Annotated in this window: 14 protein-coding genes; 6 read left to right on the top strand and 8 right to left on the bottom strand. The window is 41.1% G+C overall.

The genetic code is table 11. The features are described 5' to 3' along the window. Positions 1–179 precede the first annotated feature (179 nt). Together J8M01_RS15610 and J8M01_RS15605 are read right to left on the bottom strand one after the other, a co-directional pair. Positions 180–1022, bottom strand: coding sequence for an isopenicillin N synthase family oxygenase (locus J8M01_RS15610; RefSeq protein WP_192507896.1), 843 nt, complete (start codon positions 1020–1022; stop codon positions 180–182). A 163-nt stretch (positions 1023–1185) separates the two neighbouring features. Further along, positions 1186–2310 carry a response regulator gene (locus J8M01_RS15605; RefSeq protein ID WP_211058620.1) on the bottom strand — a complete coding sequence of 375 codons (1125 nt, stop codon included), beginning with the start codon at positions 2308–2310 and terminating at the stop codon, positions 1186–1188. Positions 2311–2453: 143 nt separating this feature from the next. Here J8M01_RS15605 and J8M01_RS15600 point away from each other — a divergent pair, with 143 nt between their 5' ends. Beyond that, on the top strand, positions 2454–6416 hold the full coding sequence (locus tag J8M01_RS15600) for a response regulator (RefSeq protein ID WP_211058619.1): 3963 nt from the start codon (positions 2454–2456) through the stop codon (positions 6414–6416). On the opposite strand, the gene J8M01_RS15595 is transcribed toward J8M01_RS15600, so the two are convergent. Beyond that, positions 6404–7201: a M48 family metallopeptidase gene (locus J8M01_RS15595; RefSeq protein ID WP_211058618.1), complete on the bottom strand. Its 798-nt coding sequence runs from the start codon at positions 7199–7201 to the stop codon at positions 6404–6406. The genes J8M01_RS15600 and J8M01_RS15595 overlap by 13 nt on opposite strands. Positions 7202–7419: 218 nt before the next feature. On the opposite strand from J8M01_RS15595, the gene J8M01_RS15590 reads away from it, so the two are divergent. Further along, complete coding sequence (locus J8M01_RS15590) at positions 7420–8628, top strand: Bcr/CflA family multidrug efflux MFS transporter (RefSeq protein WP_211058617.1); 1209 nt, start codon at positions 7420–7422, stop codon at positions 8626–8628. A gap of 20 nt (positions 8629–8648) precedes the next feature. On the opposite strand, the gene grpE is transcribed toward J8M01_RS15590, so the two are convergent. Both grpE and J8M01_RS15580 read right to left on the bottom strand, forming a co-directional pair. Next, positions 8649–9248 carry a nucleotide exchange factor GrpE gene (gene grpE, locus J8M01_RS15585; protein WP_210996926.1) on the bottom strand — a complete coding sequence of 200 codons (600 nt, stop codon included), beginning with the start codon at positions 9246–9248 and terminating at the stop codon, positions 8649–8651. Positions 9249–9306: 58 nt separating this feature from the next. Further along, a complete protein-coding gene (locus J8M01_RS15580; protein WP_211058616.1) occupies positions 9307–10251 on the bottom strand; it encodes an HrcA family transcriptional regulator in 945 nt (314 codons plus the stop codon). 88 nt (positions 10252–10339) lie between these two features. Between J8M01_RS15580 and nadK the strand changes: the two genes are divergently transcribed. The 3 genes from nadK (at position 10340) to recN (ending at position 13642) form a co-directional block, all read left to right on the top strand. Next, on the top strand, positions 10340–11224 hold the full coding sequence (gene nadK, locus J8M01_RS15575) for an NAD(+) kinase (RefSeq protein WP_192507902.1): 885 nt from the start codon (positions 10340–10342) through the stop codon (positions 11222–11224). Between the two features lie 63 nt (positions 11225–11287). Next, positions 11288–11872: a hypothetical protein gene (locus tag J8M01_RS15570; protein WP_211058615.1), complete on the top strand. Its 585-nt coding sequence runs from the start codon at positions 11288–11290 to the stop codon at positions 11870–11872. Positions 11873–11965: 93 nt separating this feature from the next. After that, on the top strand, positions 11966–13642 hold the full coding sequence (gene recN, locus J8M01_RS15565) for a DNA repair protein RecN (RefSeq protein WP_211058614.1): 1677 nt from the start codon (positions 11966–11968) through the stop codon (positions 13640–13642). An 85-nt stretch (positions 13643–13727) separates the two neighbouring features. Here recN and J8M01_RS15560 read toward each other — a convergent pair whose 3' ends face one another. The 3 genes from J8M01_RS15560 to J8M01_RS15550 form a co-directional block, all read right to left on the bottom strand. Further along, complete coding sequence (locus tag J8M01_RS15560) at positions 13728–15143, bottom strand: FAD-dependent oxidoreductase (protein WP_192507905.1); 1416 nt, start codon at positions 15141–15143, stop codon at positions 13728–13730. A gap of 8 nt (positions 15144–15151) precedes the next feature. Beyond that, positions 15152–19612 carry a glutamate synthase large subunit gene (gene gltB, locus J8M01_RS15555; protein ID WP_211058613.1) on the bottom strand — a complete coding sequence of 1487 codons (4461 nt, stop codon included), beginning with the start codon at positions 19610–19612 and terminating at the stop codon, positions 15152–15154. A 475-nt stretch (positions 19613–20087) separates the two neighbouring features. Next, a complete protein-coding gene (locus J8M01_RS15550) occupies positions 20088–20435 on the bottom strand; it encodes a Grx4 family monothiol glutaredoxin (protein WP_192507907.1) in 348 nt (115 codons plus the stop codon). Between the two features lie 237 nt (positions 20436–20672). Here J8M01_RS15550 and J8M01_RS15545 point away from each other — a divergent pair, with 237 nt between their 5' ends. Beyond that, complete coding sequence (locus tag J8M01_RS15545) at positions 20673–21254, top strand: Fe-Mn family superoxide dismutase (RefSeq protein WP_192507908.1); 582 nt, start codon at positions 20673–20675, stop codon at positions 21252–21254. Positions 21255–21358 lie beyond the last annotated feature (104 nt).

The following is a 21358-nucleotide window of genomic DNA, read 5'->3' as shown; positions in this document are numbered from 1 at the left end:
AATTCTAATATTGCACAGAATGACATTATTGTCAGGGAAAATTTACCTAATTTATTGAAATAAGCCAAAGAAATGCCATTTTAACTAACTCGGAGTCGACAAGTAGTCTCAATGTTTTAAACCAAAATAACTATAAAAAAACCCAATCAAATTGATTGGGTTTCTAAGCTTAGATAAAATTACTTCACGCCTAATTCTCTTAAGCGCTCTTGTAAATAGCTGTCGGCTGTATAACGTTCTGACAATTTCACTTGAGGATGAGGGTGTAAAAACAACGGTAAAGAAATACGTGACTTTGATGACCCTTTACCTGTTGGATTTATCACACGATGAATCGTCGATGGAAAATACCCACCCGATGCTTCTTGCAACATATCTCCAATATTAATAATTAATGAACCAAAATCACAAGGCACATCTAACCAGCCACCTTCTTTGGTCTGAACCTGCAAACCCGGTTCATTAGACGCTGGTAACACTGTCAGTAAATTAATGTCACCATGCGCCGCGGCACGAATTGCACCGGGCTCTTCGTCACCTGTCATTGGTGGATAGTGCAAGATTCTAAGTAATGTTTGCTCAGATTGCGCAATCATGTCTTTAAGATCAATTGAAAACTTTGCTCGAACATCTTCTGGGGCTTGCGCTTGTACCCAACTCAACAACTCAGCAGCAAACTCATTCGCTAACCTATAGTACTCGCGAATTTCTGCATCTAGTTGTGCAGGTACACGGCCCTTAGGGTAAACATGAAAATACTCTTTGATATCCTTTACTGTAAAACCTTTAGCAACTTCCGATACATCCGGTGGGAAATAGCCATCTTGGGTTGCTTTATTAAATAAATAATCGTGTTTTTCTTCAGAATTGAAAAACACCTGCCAGTTTTCATAAATCGACTCAACTAATGACTGCGGAATTGGGTGGTTTTTTAATACACCAAACCCTGTATTGCGGAGAGATTCGACAAATTGAGATGCTGCATCAGGAGCACGATAATCGACTGTTGGTAGTTGTTGCATAATGGTTCCACCCAGATTGTTGCGTAATAAACCGGTCACTCTTGATAATACATTTAAGCGATCAATTTAAATAATCTAACATTGCTCGCGAGGATAGATAAATAAGCCAAATCAGATAAGGACTTTTGTCCTCTTTGCGCTCAGGTAATACAAGTAGTTTGATTTAGCTCAAATTTACAATGGGTAACCGAATAACCCATTGCAGACCACGCTCCGTACTGGCTACGCTATATTCACCTTCTAATGCGCCACTGATAATATTAGCTGCCACAGGCGCACTCAATCCTACATGACCTAAATTGCCACGGCGAGATGTAACAAAAGGCTTGAGTAACTCATCCACAGTTACGTCAATAAGCCCAACACCATTATCGCAGTATTGAATCTCTAACAATTCATGATCCACGGCAAACTTAATCTCTATGGGTCCTTTTTTATCCACAAGGCCATGACAGATTGAGTCTTCTATAATGTTGCTCATCACTAACTGCACCAAATTGGCATCCAAAGACATAGGCATACTTTTGCTTTGAGGAGTCAATTTAAACTCAACGCCCGTATCATCAATACAATACTGTGAAACCAATTGATCCATCACTTCCACAAAATCACACCGGCCTGGCTGTGCTGGCGACTCAGCTTTTGATATCGTTTTTAGTAAATTAACAAACTCAGCAACTCGGCCTAAGCTTCTCTCACACAACTTAATGCTCTCACATGACTGAATCAGTGAGTCACAAAGCATGTTTTGTGATAATGTTTGTTGTTCGAATGCATCTATTAATTCACGTGTCAGAGCCAATAAATGGGAAACCGCAGTGATCCCCGTCCCTAAAGGTGTATTGATTTCATGGGCGACGCCTATGACCATTTTGTTCAGTGCATCCGACAGCTGGCGTTTAACCTGCAACGCATTTACTTCAAGCAGTTTTATTTGAGTATTTACCCGGGCATTAATTTCAGCTGGTCGAAAAGGCTTACTTATATAGTCGACACCGCCAACTTCTAATGCCTCAACAATATTTTCGGTATCTGTATATGCACTGACAAATACAATTGGGATATGTGATGTGGCCTTATTTGACTTCAATATTCGACATAAATCTACCCCACTCATTTTCGGCATTTTAATATCTGTGATAATTAAATCGGGGGTTTGATTGTCAATTAATTGCAACGCCGTATGTCCGCTTGTCGCCGCTCTAATTCTAAAACGTGGACATTTAAGAATAAGCTGCAACACCTGCAGGTTTTCTGCAATATCATCCACTATTAATATATCAAACATACTATTTCCCTAAGTCTAATGAATAGAAGTATAGCCAAATACATTCTGATTGCTCAGTACATGCTATCTTTATCGTTTTCTTGTGAAAAATGTATTGCGGACTATGGTTTAGGTCAGGGCATTTAAAAAGTAAAAGTTATTAAATGAGAGCGAAGTTATTAGTTAACTTATTGTTTTATTCAATGGGCTTTTTGTTGATACTGCTGCTCAGCACGATGCTGTACTCTTTTCATATATCAAAACAAGAAATTCGTACCCTCAGCGCAATCAATACATTACAAAATTTAACCAGTGAACTGAAGTTAAGTTCTGATTTACTGACAAGCTATGCGCGTAGTTATTCAGTAACAGGTGAACCTCAATGGCTTATTTTATTTAATCATGTTTTGGCGGTGCGAAATGGTTACTTTGCCCCCCCAAAAGATCCTATTAATTACTGGGATAACTTAGCTAGAAGCTCTGTTAGACACCTCAGTAATTCTTTAGATGAGAAAAGTCACCCTTCCATTATTGAGCGTATGGCCAACACAGGTATTCAACAAGAAGAAATATATAACCTCACCATTGCACTTGAAACATCAGAACAATTAGTGAAACTCGAAGAGCAAGCATTTGCCCTTATTTCGTCTGACACTCACAGCGGGAAAATTGCAGCGCAAAATATTGTGTTTGGCCAACCATATTTAAAAGAAAAAGCAAAAATCATGAATGCAATAGCCCATGCTAGTAATGTAATAGGCATAAGAAAAAGCCTTCACAGAGACGCGTTAACTCAACAAACCAACCTCAATAAAATGCTTTTAATTGCCTGTTTTACACTCATATTCTTAATGTTTTTAATATCTTATATCATGCTCAGAGTTCGCTATTTCCTGCCGTTGAGGCAAATACATAAAGCCATCGCTGAGTCTGGTAACAAAAAAAACTATGCCTTACAACTGCCCCCTAATTTACCCGGTGAATTAGGTACGTTAGCCCGCGAATTTAATAGTACACTTAACCAGTTAAACCGTAAAATTCATGCTGCAAGCAGCATCGAAAAATACAGCACGTCATTACGGGGAAAGAATCTATTTAATGATGTGGTTAAAGAGTCACTTCAATTTGTTGCATTAGAATATCAAGCGCCAAGTTGTGGTATTTTCACCATTGAAGAAGACCGCTTTCAATTGTTCGACTTTACAGGGGCAAAACCTTGTTTTGACGAAGCATCTCCATATATCAAAGCAACCGTAAAAACAAGTCAACGCCAACACTTATCCTCAACTGACCAGAACTTTATCATTATGCTCGAAGAGCAGCCGCTACAGTTAGCTGAAATTCATTTATTACCTCTGCTAGTTAGTGATCGCTGTATAGGCATTTTATACATTGGCTGTGTGTTCAAATTAAGTGATGAGCAACTTGATGGACTAGATCAAATTAGTCGTGAGCTTGCTGTCTCGATGGAGATTAGCAGCCATAATTTAAAGCAACAAGAAATTAAAACTGCACTCTCACAACAGCTAGAACTTACCCATCATATCGTTAATGCAATTCCGAATCCCACATACTACCGAGATGAAAATGGGACATTCATGGGCATTAATAGAGCGTTTTTACAGTTTCTCAATCAATTCGAAGTCGATGTTATCGGATCATCACTTAACGATGTGTTTGATTCTGGAACCGCAAGCTTATTTTATGATCAAGCCCAAACCATATTCCAAAATCAAATAAATGTTGTTTATGAACTTATAACACTAGATGGACACGACAATGCTGTTGAACTCATCGTTTATGAAGCCCCTTTCTTTGATAGCCAGGGCCAGGTTGCTGGCATTGTGGGTATGTTTCTTGATGTAACACAAAGAAATGAACTAGAAAGGGAGCTGCTTGCATCTAAAGAAGTGGCAGACCATTCCGCACAAGTCAAAGGGGAGTTTTTAGCGAATATGAGCCATGAGATCCGCACCCCTATGAATGCAATAATAGGGATGGCACATTTGGCGTTAAATACAGATCTAAACCCTAAGCAACATAATTACGTCAGTAAAATTGACGTAGCTGCAAAACAGCTACTCAGGTTAATAAACGACATTTTAGACTTCTCAAAAATTGATGCGGGTAAAATTGAAATTGAAAGCACCCCATTTGAACTAGACAAACTTTTAAATAACGTGACAGCCATCATTGCCATCAAAGCACAGGAAAAAGGGCTCGAATTAATTTTTGATGTACCACAACACATTCCTAATGACCTAACAGGTGACGCTTTAAGGCTAAGTCAAGTTTTAATCAACCTAGCTGGGAACGCTGTTAAGTTTACAGACCAAGGTACAGTCACCATCCAAATTCGCCAACTTGAAACAACGGAAAAAATTTCAAAACTCACTTTTTCTGTTATCGATACCGGCATTGGCATGAACCCCCAACAACAGAAAAAACTCTTTAAGTCATTTTCTCAAGCCGACTCATCAATAACCAGAAAATATGGCGGCACAGGTTTGGGTTTAACCATCTCACAGCAACTGGTCAAACTTATGGGAGGCGAGATCTATGTCGAGAGTTCTAATGGTCAGGGCTCAACTTTCTATTTCACGCTAGAGCTTCCTCTCAATGAAACATTCACGAACAAAGATGCGCCCCGCCTCAATGGGCCTAGAAAGATCTTAATTGTTGACGATAACGAACACGCTAAAGAAGTTCTGTTCGGCATGCTCAGTAACATGAATGCGTCTGTATCTTGTGCGTCCAATGCCACCGATGCGATTAATATGATCATCAAAGCTAAGCATCCTTATGATGCCATGATTATAGATTGGCAGATGCCGGAGTTAGATGGTCTTACAGCCATTGAAATACTAAATAAACGACAACTGCTCAATCAAACTAAGGTGTTATTAACAACCGCCTATGGTCGAGAACTCGAGCTAAAAGAACACGAAAAGTCAATAATTGATGGGGTGATATTAAAGCCTGTGAGCGCTTCTCATTTATTCGATATACTCGCCGGTTGTTTAGGGACTTATACACACGAGAGCACGCAGCACAACAAAATAGCCAACCACCCTCATTGCTTAGCAGGTATTACTATACTATTAGCGGAAGATCAGCCTGTGAATCAAGAGATAGCAGTCGAAATTTTATCAAGCTATGGTGCGAACGTTAAAGTGGCAAACGATGGTATTGAGGCTTTAAAACAACTCGAAGAAGATATCTTCCATATTGTTTTAATGGATATGCAAATGCCCAATATGGGCGGTATTCAAGCTTCACAAGAAATTCGCAAATTTAAAAACGAACGTGATCTTCCGATTATCGCGATGACAGCCAATGCAATGCAAGAAGATATTTCCCTATGCCTTGACGCCGGTATGAACGACCATATCGCTAAACCCATCGATGTGCCCACAATGATAAGTAAAATTCAACAATATGCCTCTCCTCTAAAGCCTGACAATACAGCTCAAACACAAATATCATCATCAGATGAAGCTACATTTGATACCCTCGACGAGGCGTCCTCTGAGCAACTTATAAATGGGATTAACATTGAAGAAGGCATAGAACGAGCTGCTGGAAATCAACAAATATATTTCAATATCCTCACCACCTTTTTATCGCAACAAGTGGAGGAACTTATAAACCTCAAGCAAGCTGTCGCCATTGCAAATTATGATCTCGCCGCAAACATCCTTCATGCGATTAAAGGCGCAGCGGCAAACTTGTCAATATACTTCATTACAGACAAAGCAAAATCGCTAGAAAGTCAGTTAAAAACGATGACTGTTAACATAGATGACATTGACGCGATGATAGAGTTTGTTCGCAGAGCTCTGGTACTATGCCCTCGAATAATTGCTCAGCAGCTGCATGATAATACGGGCACAGAGCATGAACCTGACTCAATACAAATTTTAGAAAAGCTTGCTCAAGCATTACAAGAGTTTGATACCAATGCCTCTGATATTGTTTTGCAATTAACCTGCAATGAGTATTTAAGTTCCGAAGAACTCGATGAACTTAAAACACTCATTGCTCGATTTGAGTTTACACAAGCACAGGTTGCGCTGACAAAAGTACAAAGTAAAATTTCTAAAGGTAGTTCAACCTACATACACTGAGGTTTTTTACCCAATTGCCATGCTGCTCTTTTTAATTGTGACGCTCCTCCCATTTTCGAGCTTAAGTTATCAATGCGACTCTGTGGAGCTGGGTGCGTTGACATAAACTCTGGTGGACGGTTCCCCGATGATGCGGCTTCCATATTTTCCCATAATGCTACCGACCCTTCAGGTTCAAAGCCCGCCTTTGCCATGAGTTCAAGTCCTATTACGTCCGCTTCGCTTTCGTGGGTTCGTCCAAATGGTAGAGCCACACCGTATTGTGCACCCAGTCCTAACCCCTGCATAATTGCATTTCGGTACTCAACATTCCCCATTTGCAGCGCAGTACTACTCGCTTGAAGACCAAATTGCAACAAGCTATTCTGAGATACTCGCTCATTTGAATGCTCAGCGATTACATGACCAACTTCATGCCCCATGACTGCAGCTAATTGATGCTGATTTTTTGCCACCTTAAGTAAGCCAGTGTGCACCCCAATTTTACCTCCCGGTAAAGCAAACGCATTTGCACTTGGTTCCTTGAATACGACCACTTCCCATTGCTGGTTTGCATAATTACTGGGTAATTCAGCAATAAGATGATTAGCTATACACTTCACATACGCATTTGTTACAGGATCATCTTCTATTGTTTGCTCTTTTTTCATTTGTTCAAAACTCGCCGATCCCATTTCATTCATTTTTTGATCTGAATAAAGTGCTATTTGAGTCCGGCCTGTCGGGGAAGTTTTGCATCCAGCAATCGCTAAAACAATTCCGACGATCAACAGTATTTGTTTCATATTATTATCCAAGTTATGTCATTTATTGCTCTAGTTTAAAACATCTATGATTTGACTCAAGCGGTAAGCTCATACTTTTTTATGCATTCAGACACCTGAATCGCCAATTTATCTTTAATTGCCCAAAAGTTAAAACCTTAAAACCATTCACCTCATATCAACCTAATTTAGGGAGAATTTGTTACTATTGAAAACCGTGTGAAAATAAAGCATAACCAATGACTCTAGACCACCCCCTCGGCCGATTCTTATTACCTTTGCTCGCAAGTATTGTGGCACTCACACCTCTGGCGATTGATTTATATTTACCAGCCATGTTGGTGATTGCATCTGATCTTAACACCGACCTGGAAAACGTTCAGGTTTCTTTAAGCAGTTACTTAGGTGGGTATGCGCTTGGGATGATGGTTTTTGGCCCACTTGCCGATAGGTTTTCACGAACTCGTCTTACTCAAATTGGGTTACTCGGTTTTGCAATGACCTCTGCAGCACTTGCAATCACACAGGACATTCAAGTTTTTTGTATATTAAGAGTCCTCCAAGCTTTTTTTGGCGCCGCAGCCTCTGTCGTTGTCCCTGGCGTAATTAGACATTATTACAAAGAAAACACTGCCAAGGGCATGTCATATGTGTCTATGATCATGATGGTGGCCCCACTGGTTGCCCCCTCACTCGGTGCTGTGTTGATGCTTGTCTGGCATTGGAGTGCCATATTCTTTGTATTAACAGGGTATGCTATTACCATACTTATCATTACACTCACTGTCAGTATTGATGTCCCTCGGTTTACAAACGATAAAATGACACTTCATTTTTTTACTCGCAACTATCTGACTGTTTTTTCTAATAGATCATCTCGCCACGATATATTAACGTCAATGCTCGTATCATTTGCTTTTTTTTGTTTTTTAACATCTGTCCCATTTATTTATCTAGACTACTATCAAGTATCTGAGCAATTATTTGGAATGCTCTTCGCGCTGAATATAATTGCCTTGATGTTTGGTAACTTTCTCAATACCAGACTCGTTCCCAAGATCGGATCCAGAAAAATGCTCTATATTGGCCTATTAATTGGTTTAGTTTCAGGGATATCTGTATTAGTGCTTAGTATTTACGGTGTATCTGTGTGGGTACTTGCCAGTGCGATTGCACCGCTTATGATGAGCTTAGGGATCACAGCAAGTAATGCTGATGCACTCATCTTAATTGCATTTGAAAAACATACGGGAACGGCAACCGCTGTGATCGGCACACTACGGTTTGGCAGTGGCACATTAGTAGGTCCTCTTCTCGCGCTCATACAGCCACAAAATACCATTCCATTCGCTGCACTGATGTTTTCAGCTGTAATACTCGCTGGGCTATGTCAAATTCAACACCGGCGTTTTTTGCCAAATACAAAAAAGGCCGGAGAACCGGCCTAGTTATATATCTTTTTCAATACTTATTCAGCTTCTTTAGACACCATAACCATTGCCGGGCGTAATAAGCGTCCGTTTAAGGTGTAGCCTTTTTGCATAACAGCAAGTACTGTATTAGGTGAAACATCATTACTTGGCTGAATAGACATCGCTTGATGAAATTCAGGGTTGAACGTTTCACCTTGAGGGTTAACCGTCTCAACACCAAACTTAGCGACTGCATCTGCAAAGCTTTTTAATGTCATATCGATGCCTTCAAGAACGGGCTTCAGCGTTTCATTTTCTTTATCTGAAAACTCAATCGCACGCTCTAAATTGTCAATGACAGGTAATAGCTCATTTGCAAACTTTTCTAAAGCAAATTTGTGTGCCTTCTCAACATCCTGAGCTGCGCGACGACGCATATTCTCAATATCAGCCGCAGCACGGACAACACTATCTTTTTGATCAATCACTTGCTGCTTCGTTGCTTCAAGCTCAGCGTATAGACCCGCTATTTCTTCTTCAGGGCTTAGTTCAGCTTCAACTTCGTTTACTTCAACTTCTTCAACTGAGTCGACGACTTGCTCAACTGGCTCTACAATTTCTTGCTCATGTTCAGTGGCATTATTTTGCTCAGACATGTAAAACTTCTCCGATTCTTTACAATTGTGGCTAATTATGGGGATTGAATTCTTAGATTCAAGTCCCAAAACTCTCAATTTTAGAAAATTCTCCAATGATTGCTTCTATGGGCGCATATACTGGACAAATTATACAAAAGCGACTCTGATACTCACCCTCAGTAAAGTAAGGCAAACTCAAGATTAAGGAGTCTTCAATATTTAGAGTGTTAAGTTCGTTGGCATAGAGAACTGATATGCCATTTTTGAATGCCAGCCGGTCTTCCACTTCATGTAAAAATGGCACCCCAATATTGAGTTCTCCCTCGAGCTCAAGACCTTGATATAAATATCGCTCTCCAACGACAATACTATTGTCTGTACCCAACTGTTGATTCAGCTCTCGAGTCCATTGCGCCAGTTGATCATGACACTGTGGCGGAGCACAATTTGCCATTGCCTTCATTCGATAAAGACCTTCGATCAACGTTTGTTGACTAAATACCGTATTCATCCACGCGGCAAATTGGTAACGCAGTGCATCGGTATCATTGTCTGGCTTTCTAATACAAATATTATGAGACTGCCCAGCCTTATCAATCAATAACACCAGCCAAGTCATACTATCAAAGCCTAAAACTTCAACCCTAAAGACCAATCGAGAACTCGCTTGCGGCAAGCCTACGCAACAACACACTTGATACTTTTGACTCAAACCATGGGCAAACTCAACCAGCTGCGTTTGTTGTGGCTGCCAATAAGCCCCTACTTTTGTTAGTTCAAAAAATTCCTCAAACCAATATCGAAAACCCGCCTCAGTGGGCACTCGGCCAGCTGACGTGTGAGGTGAATATAATAGCCCTTCTCGCTCAAGCCTTGCCATCACATTTCGAACCGTTGCAGAACATACAACCATGCCCTTTTGCTTGGCTATTTTACTCGATGCAACGGGACTACCTTCGCTATCGCAGTAAAGACTCATAACGGCTGTAAAGATTTGTTGGTCACGTGCTGTAATTTTCATATTATTTTAATGGTGACGTTAATTGTCAGTTTCAAGTAGCAAAGATTTCAGTTAGTCTTGCGCTATAAAGAACAAGGGCTATATAAAGATGACATCACCTTTTAAAACCATAGGTTTAATCGGCAAACCAAGCCATGAAGGCGCCGCGTTGACATTACAACGCTTATATACCTTTTTGCAAGCATTAGGTTACGAGGTTTTAGTAGAATCTCGCGTCGGTGCCCAAATTGACGCCATAAACAACAATTCATTAACAGAACTTGTCGAATTAGGTCGTTTATGTGATTTAGCAATTGTCGTAGGTGGCGATGGTAATATGCTAGGCGCTGCAAGGGTATTAGCACGCTTTGATGTTGCTGTTATTGGCGTAAACCGCGGAAACTTAGGCTTTCTCACCGATTTGAGCCCTGATGGGTTTGAAGCAAGCCTTGAAGCCGTATTGCGAGGCGAGTTTATTGCCGAGTCTCGATTTCTGCTCGAAGTTGAAGTTTACCGCCATGCGGAATTAAAAAGTGCTAATTCTGCAGTTAATGAAGCGGTTTTACATGCCGATAAAGTCGCGCATATGATTGAGTTTGAAGCGTTCATTGACGATGAATTTGTGTTTTCTCAACGTTCTGATGGACTGATAGTATCAACACCAACAGGATCTACAGCTTATTCATTATCAGGCGGTGGGCCAATTTTAACACCTGAGCTCAATGCAATGGCATTGGTGCCTATGTTTCCACATACACTCTCAAGCAGACCTTTAGTCGTTGATGCAGATAAGCAAGTCAGGCTCAAACTAAGTTTATCAAATACTGACAGTTTACAAGTGAGTTGTGACAGTCACGTAGTGCTGGCTGTATTGCCCGGTGATGAAGTAGTGATAAAAAAAGCGGATAAAAAATTACGCTTAATCCACCCGAAATCATATTCCTACTACAATGTTCTTAGACAAAAATTAAATTGGGGTAGTAGGCTTTACTAATGCTATAGACATGGCGCACAATAGCAAATTAGCATTTTTCTAAATTAGGAAATTATAAGAATTATGAGCTACATTGTTTTTTCTACCTTGGTATTACTTATTACCTTATTAGGTGTCTATGTGGTTATTGAAAATAATCGTAAAAAGGCCAGAGACGCTGAGAAAAAAATATTCAATGACCGATTAAAAAATATCACATCTCAATTTAAATCTAGAACTGCAGAGTTTGTTGACGCAAAAGCACTGCGTCCAAAATACTCTCCTAAAATTAACGCTATTGTCGGTAATTTTTTCGTTGTTCAGCCTCATACTGAAGAAAATCTTGATCAACTTGAGCGTGTTGCCGAGCAGTTTGTTATGTCTGTGGTTTTTGAATTAAACAAATGCCGTGAAACGGGCAATATTGACTTGCTCGCCGATCAGTTACAGTATTTTGTTGCTGAACTCCCTAGCTCGGGGATTGCCTTTAATAAAGAATTCTATCATGAGATTCTACCTGCATTGATTGTCATGATAAAAACCCCAGACCAAGGCCCTAGTACACCGCAAAGTGAAGAGCCTACTGACGGCCAAGATGCTGTGCAATTAGAGAGTGAACAAGAGACAGAGAAAGACACCACACAAAAGGCTGCGGCTATAGCTCAATAATTTAGGTTAACGACTTAATAAAATCTATTTTCAGGTTGCATTTATTATAAACACTGTATAAATTAACAGTAAATAACTGTTTGGATACACAGTATGTTAACCAATTTGGAAGTCAATGACTTCGCTATCGTAAGTGCCCTCAATATCGAGTGGCACGCTGGTATGACTGCCATCACTGGTGAAACCGGTGCTGGTAAGTCAATTGCAATAGATGCCTTATCGTTATGTCTCGGTGAACGTGCTGATCCTGCCGCGGTTCGTCCAAGTGCCGATAAAGCACAAATAAGCGCTCATTTTGATATTAGCCAGCTTCCTATTGCACAACAGTTTTTATCTGAGCATATGCTTAACAACGACGATGAAGATTGTATTTTACGTCGAGTCATTAGTAAAACTGGCCGCAGTAAAAGCTATATTAATGGCATTTCTGTCACTGCCAGCCAACTTAGAGAACTTGGTCAGTACCTCATTTCAATTCACGGCCAACATGCCCATCAGTTACTACTTAAACCAGAACACCAACTGCATCTATTGGATTCTTATGCTGGCCACACGCCACTCATTAATGCAGTTAGAACTCAGTACATTCACTTCAATAAATTACAACGTGAGCATAGCGAGCTGCTAAAGCAACAACATGCACAGGCCGCACGTCAGCAATTGCTTGAATATCAAGTGGCCGAGTTGAACGAGTTTGCAATCGCACAGGATGAGTATGAAGCTATCGAAGTCGAACATAGTAAACTCAGTAATAGCCAAACAATTATTGAGACGTGTCAACGAGAGTTACAACACTTATATGAACGAGATGAACAAACAGTATTAAGCCAGTTACAGCAAAGTGTGCAACAATTTGTTGATTTAACTGGTTACGACCAAGCTTTAGAACCTATAGCACAAATGCTTGATGAAGCAGCTGTGCAAGTTGAAGAGGCATGTAGAGAGCTACGTAGCTATAGCGAAAATATCGAACAAGACCCCATGCGCCTGCAAGATGTCGAGTCTCGGCTTTCTCAAGCTATGGATTTATCTCGAAAACATCATATAAAACCTCAGGAACTGTATGAGTTTCATCAGCAGTTGTGCGATGAATTACAAAGTATCAGCTCAGATTCTGCACGCATTGATGACTTAGAAATAGAGATTGCGGATTCATTACATGCATATCAAGTCGCTGCACGCTCATTAAGCGACAGTCGCTGTAAAGCAGCAGCCAAACTCAATGCTTTAATTTCTCAAAGCATGCATTCGCTATCAATGGACAATGGTCGTTTTTCAATTGAACTACAACAAGTGCCACAACAAAAACCTAATAGCTCAGGCTTTGATAACATTGAGTTTTTAGTCTCAACAAACCCAGGGCAACCTTTACAGCCACTTGGCAAAGTGGCGTCTGGTGGCGAGCTTTCTCGGATCAGCTTGGCAATCCAAGTTATTATTGCACAACGAGTGACAACACCGACACTTATTTTTGATGAAGTGGATGTAGGGATCTCTGGGCCCACAGCTTCACAAGTTGGTAAACTACTACGACAACTCGGAGACTCTACCCAGGTGATCTGTGTAACACATTTACCGCAAGTCGCCTGTAGTGGACATCAACAACAGTTTGTCGCAAAAACAGTGAAAAATGGGCAAACGTTTACTTCTATGGAAGCCCTTGAACACTCTAAGCGCATTGCTGAAATCGCGCGGCTTATCGGGGGAAATAAAATAAGTGATACAACAAAAGCCAGTGCTGAAGAGTTACTCCTAGTACAAAGCGCATAGCACCAAACAGTACCAGCCAAACCAGTTTGTGAATACAAAAAATAAGGCCCAATTAAGGGCCTTATTGTCTCCAGGGTAGTACAAACTAAACTTCTAAATAATCTAAAATACCTTCCGCTGCGTTGCGCCCTTCAAAAATAGCAGTCACAACGAGGTCTGAGCCTCTCACGGCGTCCCCTCCTGCAAATATTTTTGGGTTGCTAGTTTGGTGGGTATAAGCGCCTTGTTCCGGTGCTTCTATGCCCCCCCAGCTATTAATTTGCACATCATACTGTGATAACCAGTCTAAGCTATGTGGTTTAAATCCAAATGCAACCAACACAGCATCAGCATCTAAAACATGTTCAGAGCCTTCCACTTCCTGAGCCCGACGACGACCATTTTCATCCGCATCACCTAGCTGCGTTTTAATCATTTTCACACCAGCCACATTGCCGTTACTGTCTAATACTATCCCTTTTGGCTGAACATTAAATTGAAACTCGATACCTTCTTCTTTGGCATTTTTTACTTCACGTCGAGAGCCAGGCATGTTCTCTTCATCGCGACGATAGGCACAGGTGACTTTTGTAGCCCCATGACGTACCGAGGTTCGTACACAATCCATCGCTGTATCTCCCCCTCCTAAAACCACTACTTTTTTGCCAGCCATATCAATATAAGGTTGCTTAGACTCGTCATAGCTCATAACACGATTGGTATTGCCTATTAAAAATGGCAAAGCATCATGAACACCCATCGCATCTTCATTCTCTAGACCTCCGCGCATACTCTGATATGTCCCAACGCCTACAAATACCGCATCGTACTCACTAAGGAGATCATCCATGGTAATATCAGTGCCAATCTCGGTATTTAATCTAAACTCAACGCCCATTTCAGTGAAAATTTCTCGGCGTTTCTCCATGACTGACTTTTCAAGCTTAAAAGATGGTATCCCAAAAGTTAGCAATCCCCCTATTTCAGGATTTCTATCAAACACCACCGGTTTAACACCATTACGCACGAGTATATCTGCACAGCCTAACCCAGCAGGACCAGCGCCAATAACAGCAACTTTTTTGTCTGTCCACACAACATACGACATGTCTGGTTTCCAGCCTTGTGCAAATGCCGTGTCTGTAATGTATTTCTCAATATTACCGATAGTCACAGCACCAAATTCTTCATTGAGTGTGCATGCGCCCTCACACAAGCGATCTTGCGGACACACTCGGCCACATACTTCCGGTAAACTATTTGTTCTATGAGACAATTCCGCCGCTTCAATTATCCTGCCGGTACGAATTAACTTTAGCCATTGTGGAATATAATTGTGTACTGGGCACTTCCACTCGCAATACGGATTACCACAATCTAAGCAACGGTCCGATTGAGAGTTAACTTGATTTGTTGAGAATGGTTCATAAATTTCAACAAATGATTGCTTTCGAGTAGAAATTGGTTTTTTTCTCGGGTCTACTCGTTGTACGTCAATAAACTGATACACATTTTCGCTCATACTTCCCCCTATTGAGCCTGAACACGAAGTTCAGCACTGCTGCGTGCTCGATGACCAAGTAAGCTATTAACATCACTAGATTTAGGCTTAATCAACTTAAACATTGGTAAGTACAATTCAAAGTTAGCTAAGATTTGCTCAGCTCTTGAAGAGCACGTTAAGTCTAAGTGTTCAGCAATCATGCCGCGCAAATGCTCTTGATGAGAGACTAAGTTTTGTAAACTAACAACTTCCACCAATTCAGAGTTGATACGCTTAGTAAAGTCATCACTTTCATCTAAAATATATGCAAAACCTCCGGTCATACCCGCGCCAAAATTAACGCCGACTTGCCCCAGAACACATACCACACCGCCAGTCATATATTCACACCCGTTATCTCCTAATCCTTCTACAACGGCATGGACACCCGAGTTTCTGACTGCAAAGCGCTCGCCAGCTCTGCCGGCAGCATATAATTTCCCTCCCGTTGCACCGTACAAGCAGGTATTACCTATTATTGTGGCTTGATGACTTGCGAAGCTTGACCCCATAGGTGGGCGCACAACTAATTTCCCACCAGCCATTCCTTTGCCAACATAATCATTTGCGTCGCCAACAAGAGTTAACTCAAGGCCACCCGCATTCCAAACCCCAAATGACTGACCCGCAGTGCCATGAAGCTCAACTGCAACTGGATCAGCTGCCATGCCTTGGTTTCCGTGAATACTGGCAATATAGCCAGACAACATCGCACCGACAGAACGGTCAGTATTGGCAATCCGATTCACTAGCGAAATACCGCTTTTATTAATAATTGCTTGCTTTGCTTTGTCTAACAACAGTTCATTCAACTTACCCTGATAATGTGAAATATTCGGGGCTGAACAATACAGTGTTTCATTTGTTGGATTATTAGGTTTCGCTAACAAGTCAGATAAGTCCAGCTTACTCTGCTTCGCTGTTTTGCCTTCGATCATATCCAATAAATCTGTTCGGCCTATCAGATCAACCAGTCTGGTAACTCCCAGCTGAGCCATGATCTCCCTCGCTTCTTGCGCGATAAATTTAAAGTAGTTCATCGCCATTTCAGGTAAACCATGATAGTGCTTTTGTCGTAATGTATCGTCTTGTGTTGCTACACCTGTCGCACAATTATTCAAATGGCAAATTCTCAAGTACTTACACCCAAGCGCAACCATCGGACCGGTGCCAAAGCCAAAGCTTTCTGCACCCAAAATTGCTGCTTTTATAATATCGAGGCCCGTCTTTAGACCACCATCTGTTTGTAACCGAATACGATGACGTAAGCCATTTTCGACCAATGCCTGCTGTGTCTCTGCTAACCCAAGCTCCCAAGGACTGCCTGCATATTTGACAGAAGTGAGTGGGCTAGCGCCTGTCCCGCCATCATAGCCCGCAATCGTGATTAAATCGGCATAAGCCTTTGCCACACCTGTTGCAATTGTGCCAACACCTGGTTCCGATACCAATTTCACTGAAATCATCGCATTAGGGTTAACTTGTTTTAAATCAAAAATCAGTTGGGCTAAATCTTCAATTGAATAGATATCATGATGCGGTGGTGGAGAAATCAACGTCACCCCAGGTACCGAGTATCTTAACTTAGCGATATAGGGGGTAACTTTTTCTCCTGGGAGCTGTCCACCTTCACCAGGTTTTGCCCCTTGCGCAACCTTTATTTGAATCACATCAGCGCTTTGTAAATAGTGAGGTGTTACACCAAAGCGTCCAGACGCAACTTGCTTGATACGCGAGTTCTTTTCAGTGCCAAAACGTAATTTGTCTTCCCCACCTTCACCTGAGTTCGAACATCCACCCAAACGGTTCATTGCAATTGCCAAAGCTTCATGAGCTTCAGGAGAAAGTGCACCAATGCTCATTGCCGCAGAATCAAATCGTTTATAAAGTTCTGTGGCAGGTTCTACATCCTCAATTGAGACTGACTGTTGTGCCATATTAAGCGCTAACATATCTCGTAGATTGGTAACTGGTCGATTATTTACTAAATTCGCATACACTTGATAGTCAGCATAACTCCCCGAGCGTACTGCAACTTGTAACGTACTCACGACATCTGGGTTATAGGCATGGTACTCTTCACCATGAACAAACTTTAATAAGCCACCATGACTCAATAACTTACGTTTACTGTATGCCAATTTGTGCAGCTTTGTTTGGTCTGATTCAAATTCATCGAAGCACGCACCTTGAATTCGGCTCGCAACCCCTTTGAAACACAGTTCAACGAGTTCATTAGACAATCCAACCGCTTCAAATAACATAGAACAACGATATGAAGCGATGGTACTAATGCCCATTTTTGACATTATCTTGTATAACCCTTTATTTATCGCTGTACGATACGATATCGTGACTTCCCGATAACTTTTCTTAATGACTTTATCGTCACACATTGCAACTAAAGATTCATAAGCTAAATAAGGGTAAACTGCTGTAGCGCCAAAACCAAGTAACACCGCAAAATGGTGTGGATCTCGCGCACTGCCCGTTTCCACAATGACGTTGGCATCACATCGCAAATTAGTATTGACCAACCTTTGCTGTACTGCGCCCACAGCCATTGCCGCAGGTACTGGCAAGGTATCTTTCGTTGTGTTCCTATCACTCAAAATAACCATCACACACCCTGACTTAGCACTTTTTTGTGCCTCATCACAGATCCGCTTAACTGCGTTTTTCAAGCCTTCTTCAGGCGCATAGTTTAAATCAATACAGCAAGCGCTATAATGTGCATCATCAGCTTCTTTAAGCTGCTGCATATCTGAATATGTTAATATCGGTGAGTCAAATTGGAGACGTTTGGCATGACCTGTTGTCTCGTTAAATACATTTTGTTCTCGACCAATACAGGTGGCCAACGACATAACGTGATTTTCACGTAATGGGTCTATCGGTGGGTTTGTAACTTGGGCAAACTTTTGTCTGAAATAGTCATATAACGCACGAGTTCCTTCGGAAAGAACCGCAAATGGGGTATCATCTCCCATAGAACCGGTTGCTTCTTGACCATTATCACCCATCACGCGCAAAACCTGATCTAGCTCTTCATTACTATAACCAAACAATTTCTGATACGTTTGTAACGTCACCTTATCAAAACTGCGCTGACCCGTATCCTGCTGCTCGTCAAGCTGTTCAAACGGGGTCAAACGTTTTACATTTTGCTCTAACCACGCTTTATAAGGATGGCGCGCTTTAAGGTCTTGATCGATTTCATCCGACTGCCAAATTTTGCCATGTAGTGTATCAATAACCAACAATTCACCCGGCCCGACCCGCCCTTTCTCAACGACTTCGTCTGCAGCATAATCCCAAATACCGACTTCTGAAGCGAGCGTAATAAAACCATCTTGTGTAATAACATAACGCGCTGGGCGTAAACCATTTCGATCTAAATTACAGGCTGCAAAACGACCATCCGACATCACAATACCTGCTGGTCCATCCCAAGGCTCCATATGCATCGAGTTAAAGTCATAAAAGGCGCGCAAATCTTCATCCATTGCCCTATTTTTCTGCCATGCAGGAGGTACCAACATCCTCATCGCTCTAAATAAGTCCATTCCACCGGCTAAAAATAGCTCAAGCATATTGTCTAAACTGGATGAATCGGAACCCACTTCATTGACAAAAGGAGCCGCATTTTGGAGGTCTGGCAATAAAGGAGATGAGAATTTATATGCGCGCGCGCGCGCCCACTGCCGATTACCTGTAATAGTATTGATCTCACCATTGTGCGCCAAATAACGAAATGGTTGCGCAAGCGGCCAACGTGGTTGTGTATTTGTTGAAAAACGTTGATGAAAAACACAAATCGCGCTGGTCATGCGCATATCAGCCAAATCTAAGTAGAAATTTGGTAAATCGACCGGCATCATCAAGCCTTTGTAAACCGTCACTAAGCCCGACAAGCTTGAAATATAAAATTGCTTATCTGCTTCTAATCGTTTTTCAATGCGACGCCGCGCAATATATAAACGTCGTTCAAGATCTTTTGGACGCCACCCTTCAGGTGCGCTCACAAAAACTTGTTCAAATATTGGTAACTGTTGTTGAGCAATCGGACCCAACATAGAAGGATCTGTTGGCACTATTCGCCAACCAACTAAGGTTAATGTTTCTTTTTCTAGCTCTTCATTAATAACATCTTTAGCGCGCGTTGCTAAAGTTTTATCTGGGTTTAAAAACACCATGCCTACAGCATAGTTTTTACCCAAGCGCCAATCATTTTCTGCAGCTATGGCACGGAAAAAGCTATCTGGCTTTTGTAGTAATAAACCACAACCGTCACCGGTTTTTCCATCAGAGGCTATCCCCCCTCTATGCTGCATTCGATCCAACCCTGTGATCGCTGTTCTAATGAGTTTATGGCTTGCTTGACCGCTTGTGTGCGCTATCAAACCAAAGCCGCAATTGTCTTTTTCTAGTGCTGAGTCATATAACATGGACTCCTCCCCTTGCTACCCCTGCCAGTGGATTAAACTGCTGACGGTTATTACTGGCCGATATTCAAAATTAGCGGGGATTTAAAACTGAGTCAACATATTTATGAATATATATTCATAAACATGAATATTTCTCATTGGTAAGACAAGTTAACCAAAATGTAAAAAAGCCTTTAAAATCGACTTTAAAGAATAAAAAACCAACATGACACCAGTGTCATTATGACAAAAAAGTAAATTAAAAATACAAAACAACACAGTTTACGTAAACGTAAACATACAAAATTGTGAATATATATTCACCAAATCATAACTGTGATAGATAATTAATAGAAAATATGAATATTATGCAGATAAGAATATGTGAATACTTGGTATAACATACAGCACTCAATAAACACGCTTCATTCGTGCCAATGTTAAAAATAAAAAAACCGAGCTCATGGCTCGGTTTTTTCTGTACAAACACTATTGGTTATTCAGCAGTGTCTGCTTCTGGTGTTTTATATTTTGCCGCTGTTTCTTGGATAAGAGGTTGCAACTCCCCACGCTGGAACATTTCAATAATAATGTCACAACCACCAATTAGCTCACCTTCGACCCATAACTGCGGGAAAGTCGGCCAATTTGCATAGTGCGGTAACTCAGCACGAATGTCTGGGTTAAGAAGAATATCAACATAAGCAAATTGCTCACCGCATCCCATAAGTGCTTGTGAAGCTTGTGATGAAAAACCACAATTTGGTAACTTCGGTGATCCCTTCATATATAGAAGGATTGGGTTTTCTGAAATTTGCTCTTTAATTTTATCAATGGTTTCCATCTTTAACCTCAAAAATGACGATAGCTTAAACCCTACCGATGCGCAATTGTATAAAAATACATCGACTGGGCTAGATTCCTAAATAAGTATAAGGCAACGCCATTGCTGTTTGCCAAAACTTGAGTAAAATACTCAGGAATTATAGTATCACTATAAAGCCAACTCGTATAGAAAAGTGCACTCAACTGCGCTATGTTTCGTATCGATTTTGGCATTTAATAACAATTGGAGATTAAAATGGCATTTGAACTACCGTCACTACCTTATGCAATTGATGCACTTGAGCCACACATTTCAAAAGAAACACTAGAGTTTCACCATGGCAAACACCACAACACCTATGTCGTTAAACTAAATGGTCTTGTTGAAGGCACTGAACTGGCAACTAAATCATTAGAAGAAGTTGTATGCAATTCAGAAGGCGGCGTATTTAATAACGCAGCACAGATCTGGAACCACACGTTCTATTGGAACAGCCTTGCACCAAATGCAGGTGGCGAACCTTCAGGTAATGTAGCTGAGTTAATCAATGCAAAATGGGGCTCATTTGCAGATTTTCAGGCTGCGTTTAATGATAAAGCTGTTAACAACTTCGGCTCAAGCTGGACTTGGTTAGTGCAATTAGCTGATGGTTCACTTGATATTGTTAACACATCAAACGCTGCTACACCGTTAACTGAAGCAGGTGTTACACCAATTTTAACCGTGGACCTTTGGGAACACGCTTACTACATCGACTTCCGTAACGTACGCCCTGATTACCTTAAAGGTTTTTGGGCACTCGTAAACTGGGAATTTGCAAACGCAAACCTCGCATAATTCTTTGCAATAAAATCTGTTTATTTTTTTGCAATAAAGAGGCGTGTAAGCGCCTTTTTTCATTTGCGAATACCATTATGTTATTCCATTAAATGTTTGGAATT

Source organism: Pseudoalteromonas sp. MMG005 (genome assembly GCF_018101015.1).
GTDB classification, from domain to species: Bacteria; Pseudomonadota; Gammaproteobacteria; order Enterobacterales; family Alteromonadaceae; genus Pseudoalteromonas; species Pseudoalteromonas aurantia.
This window is presented reverse-complemented; position numbering and strand designations above follow the sequence as displayed.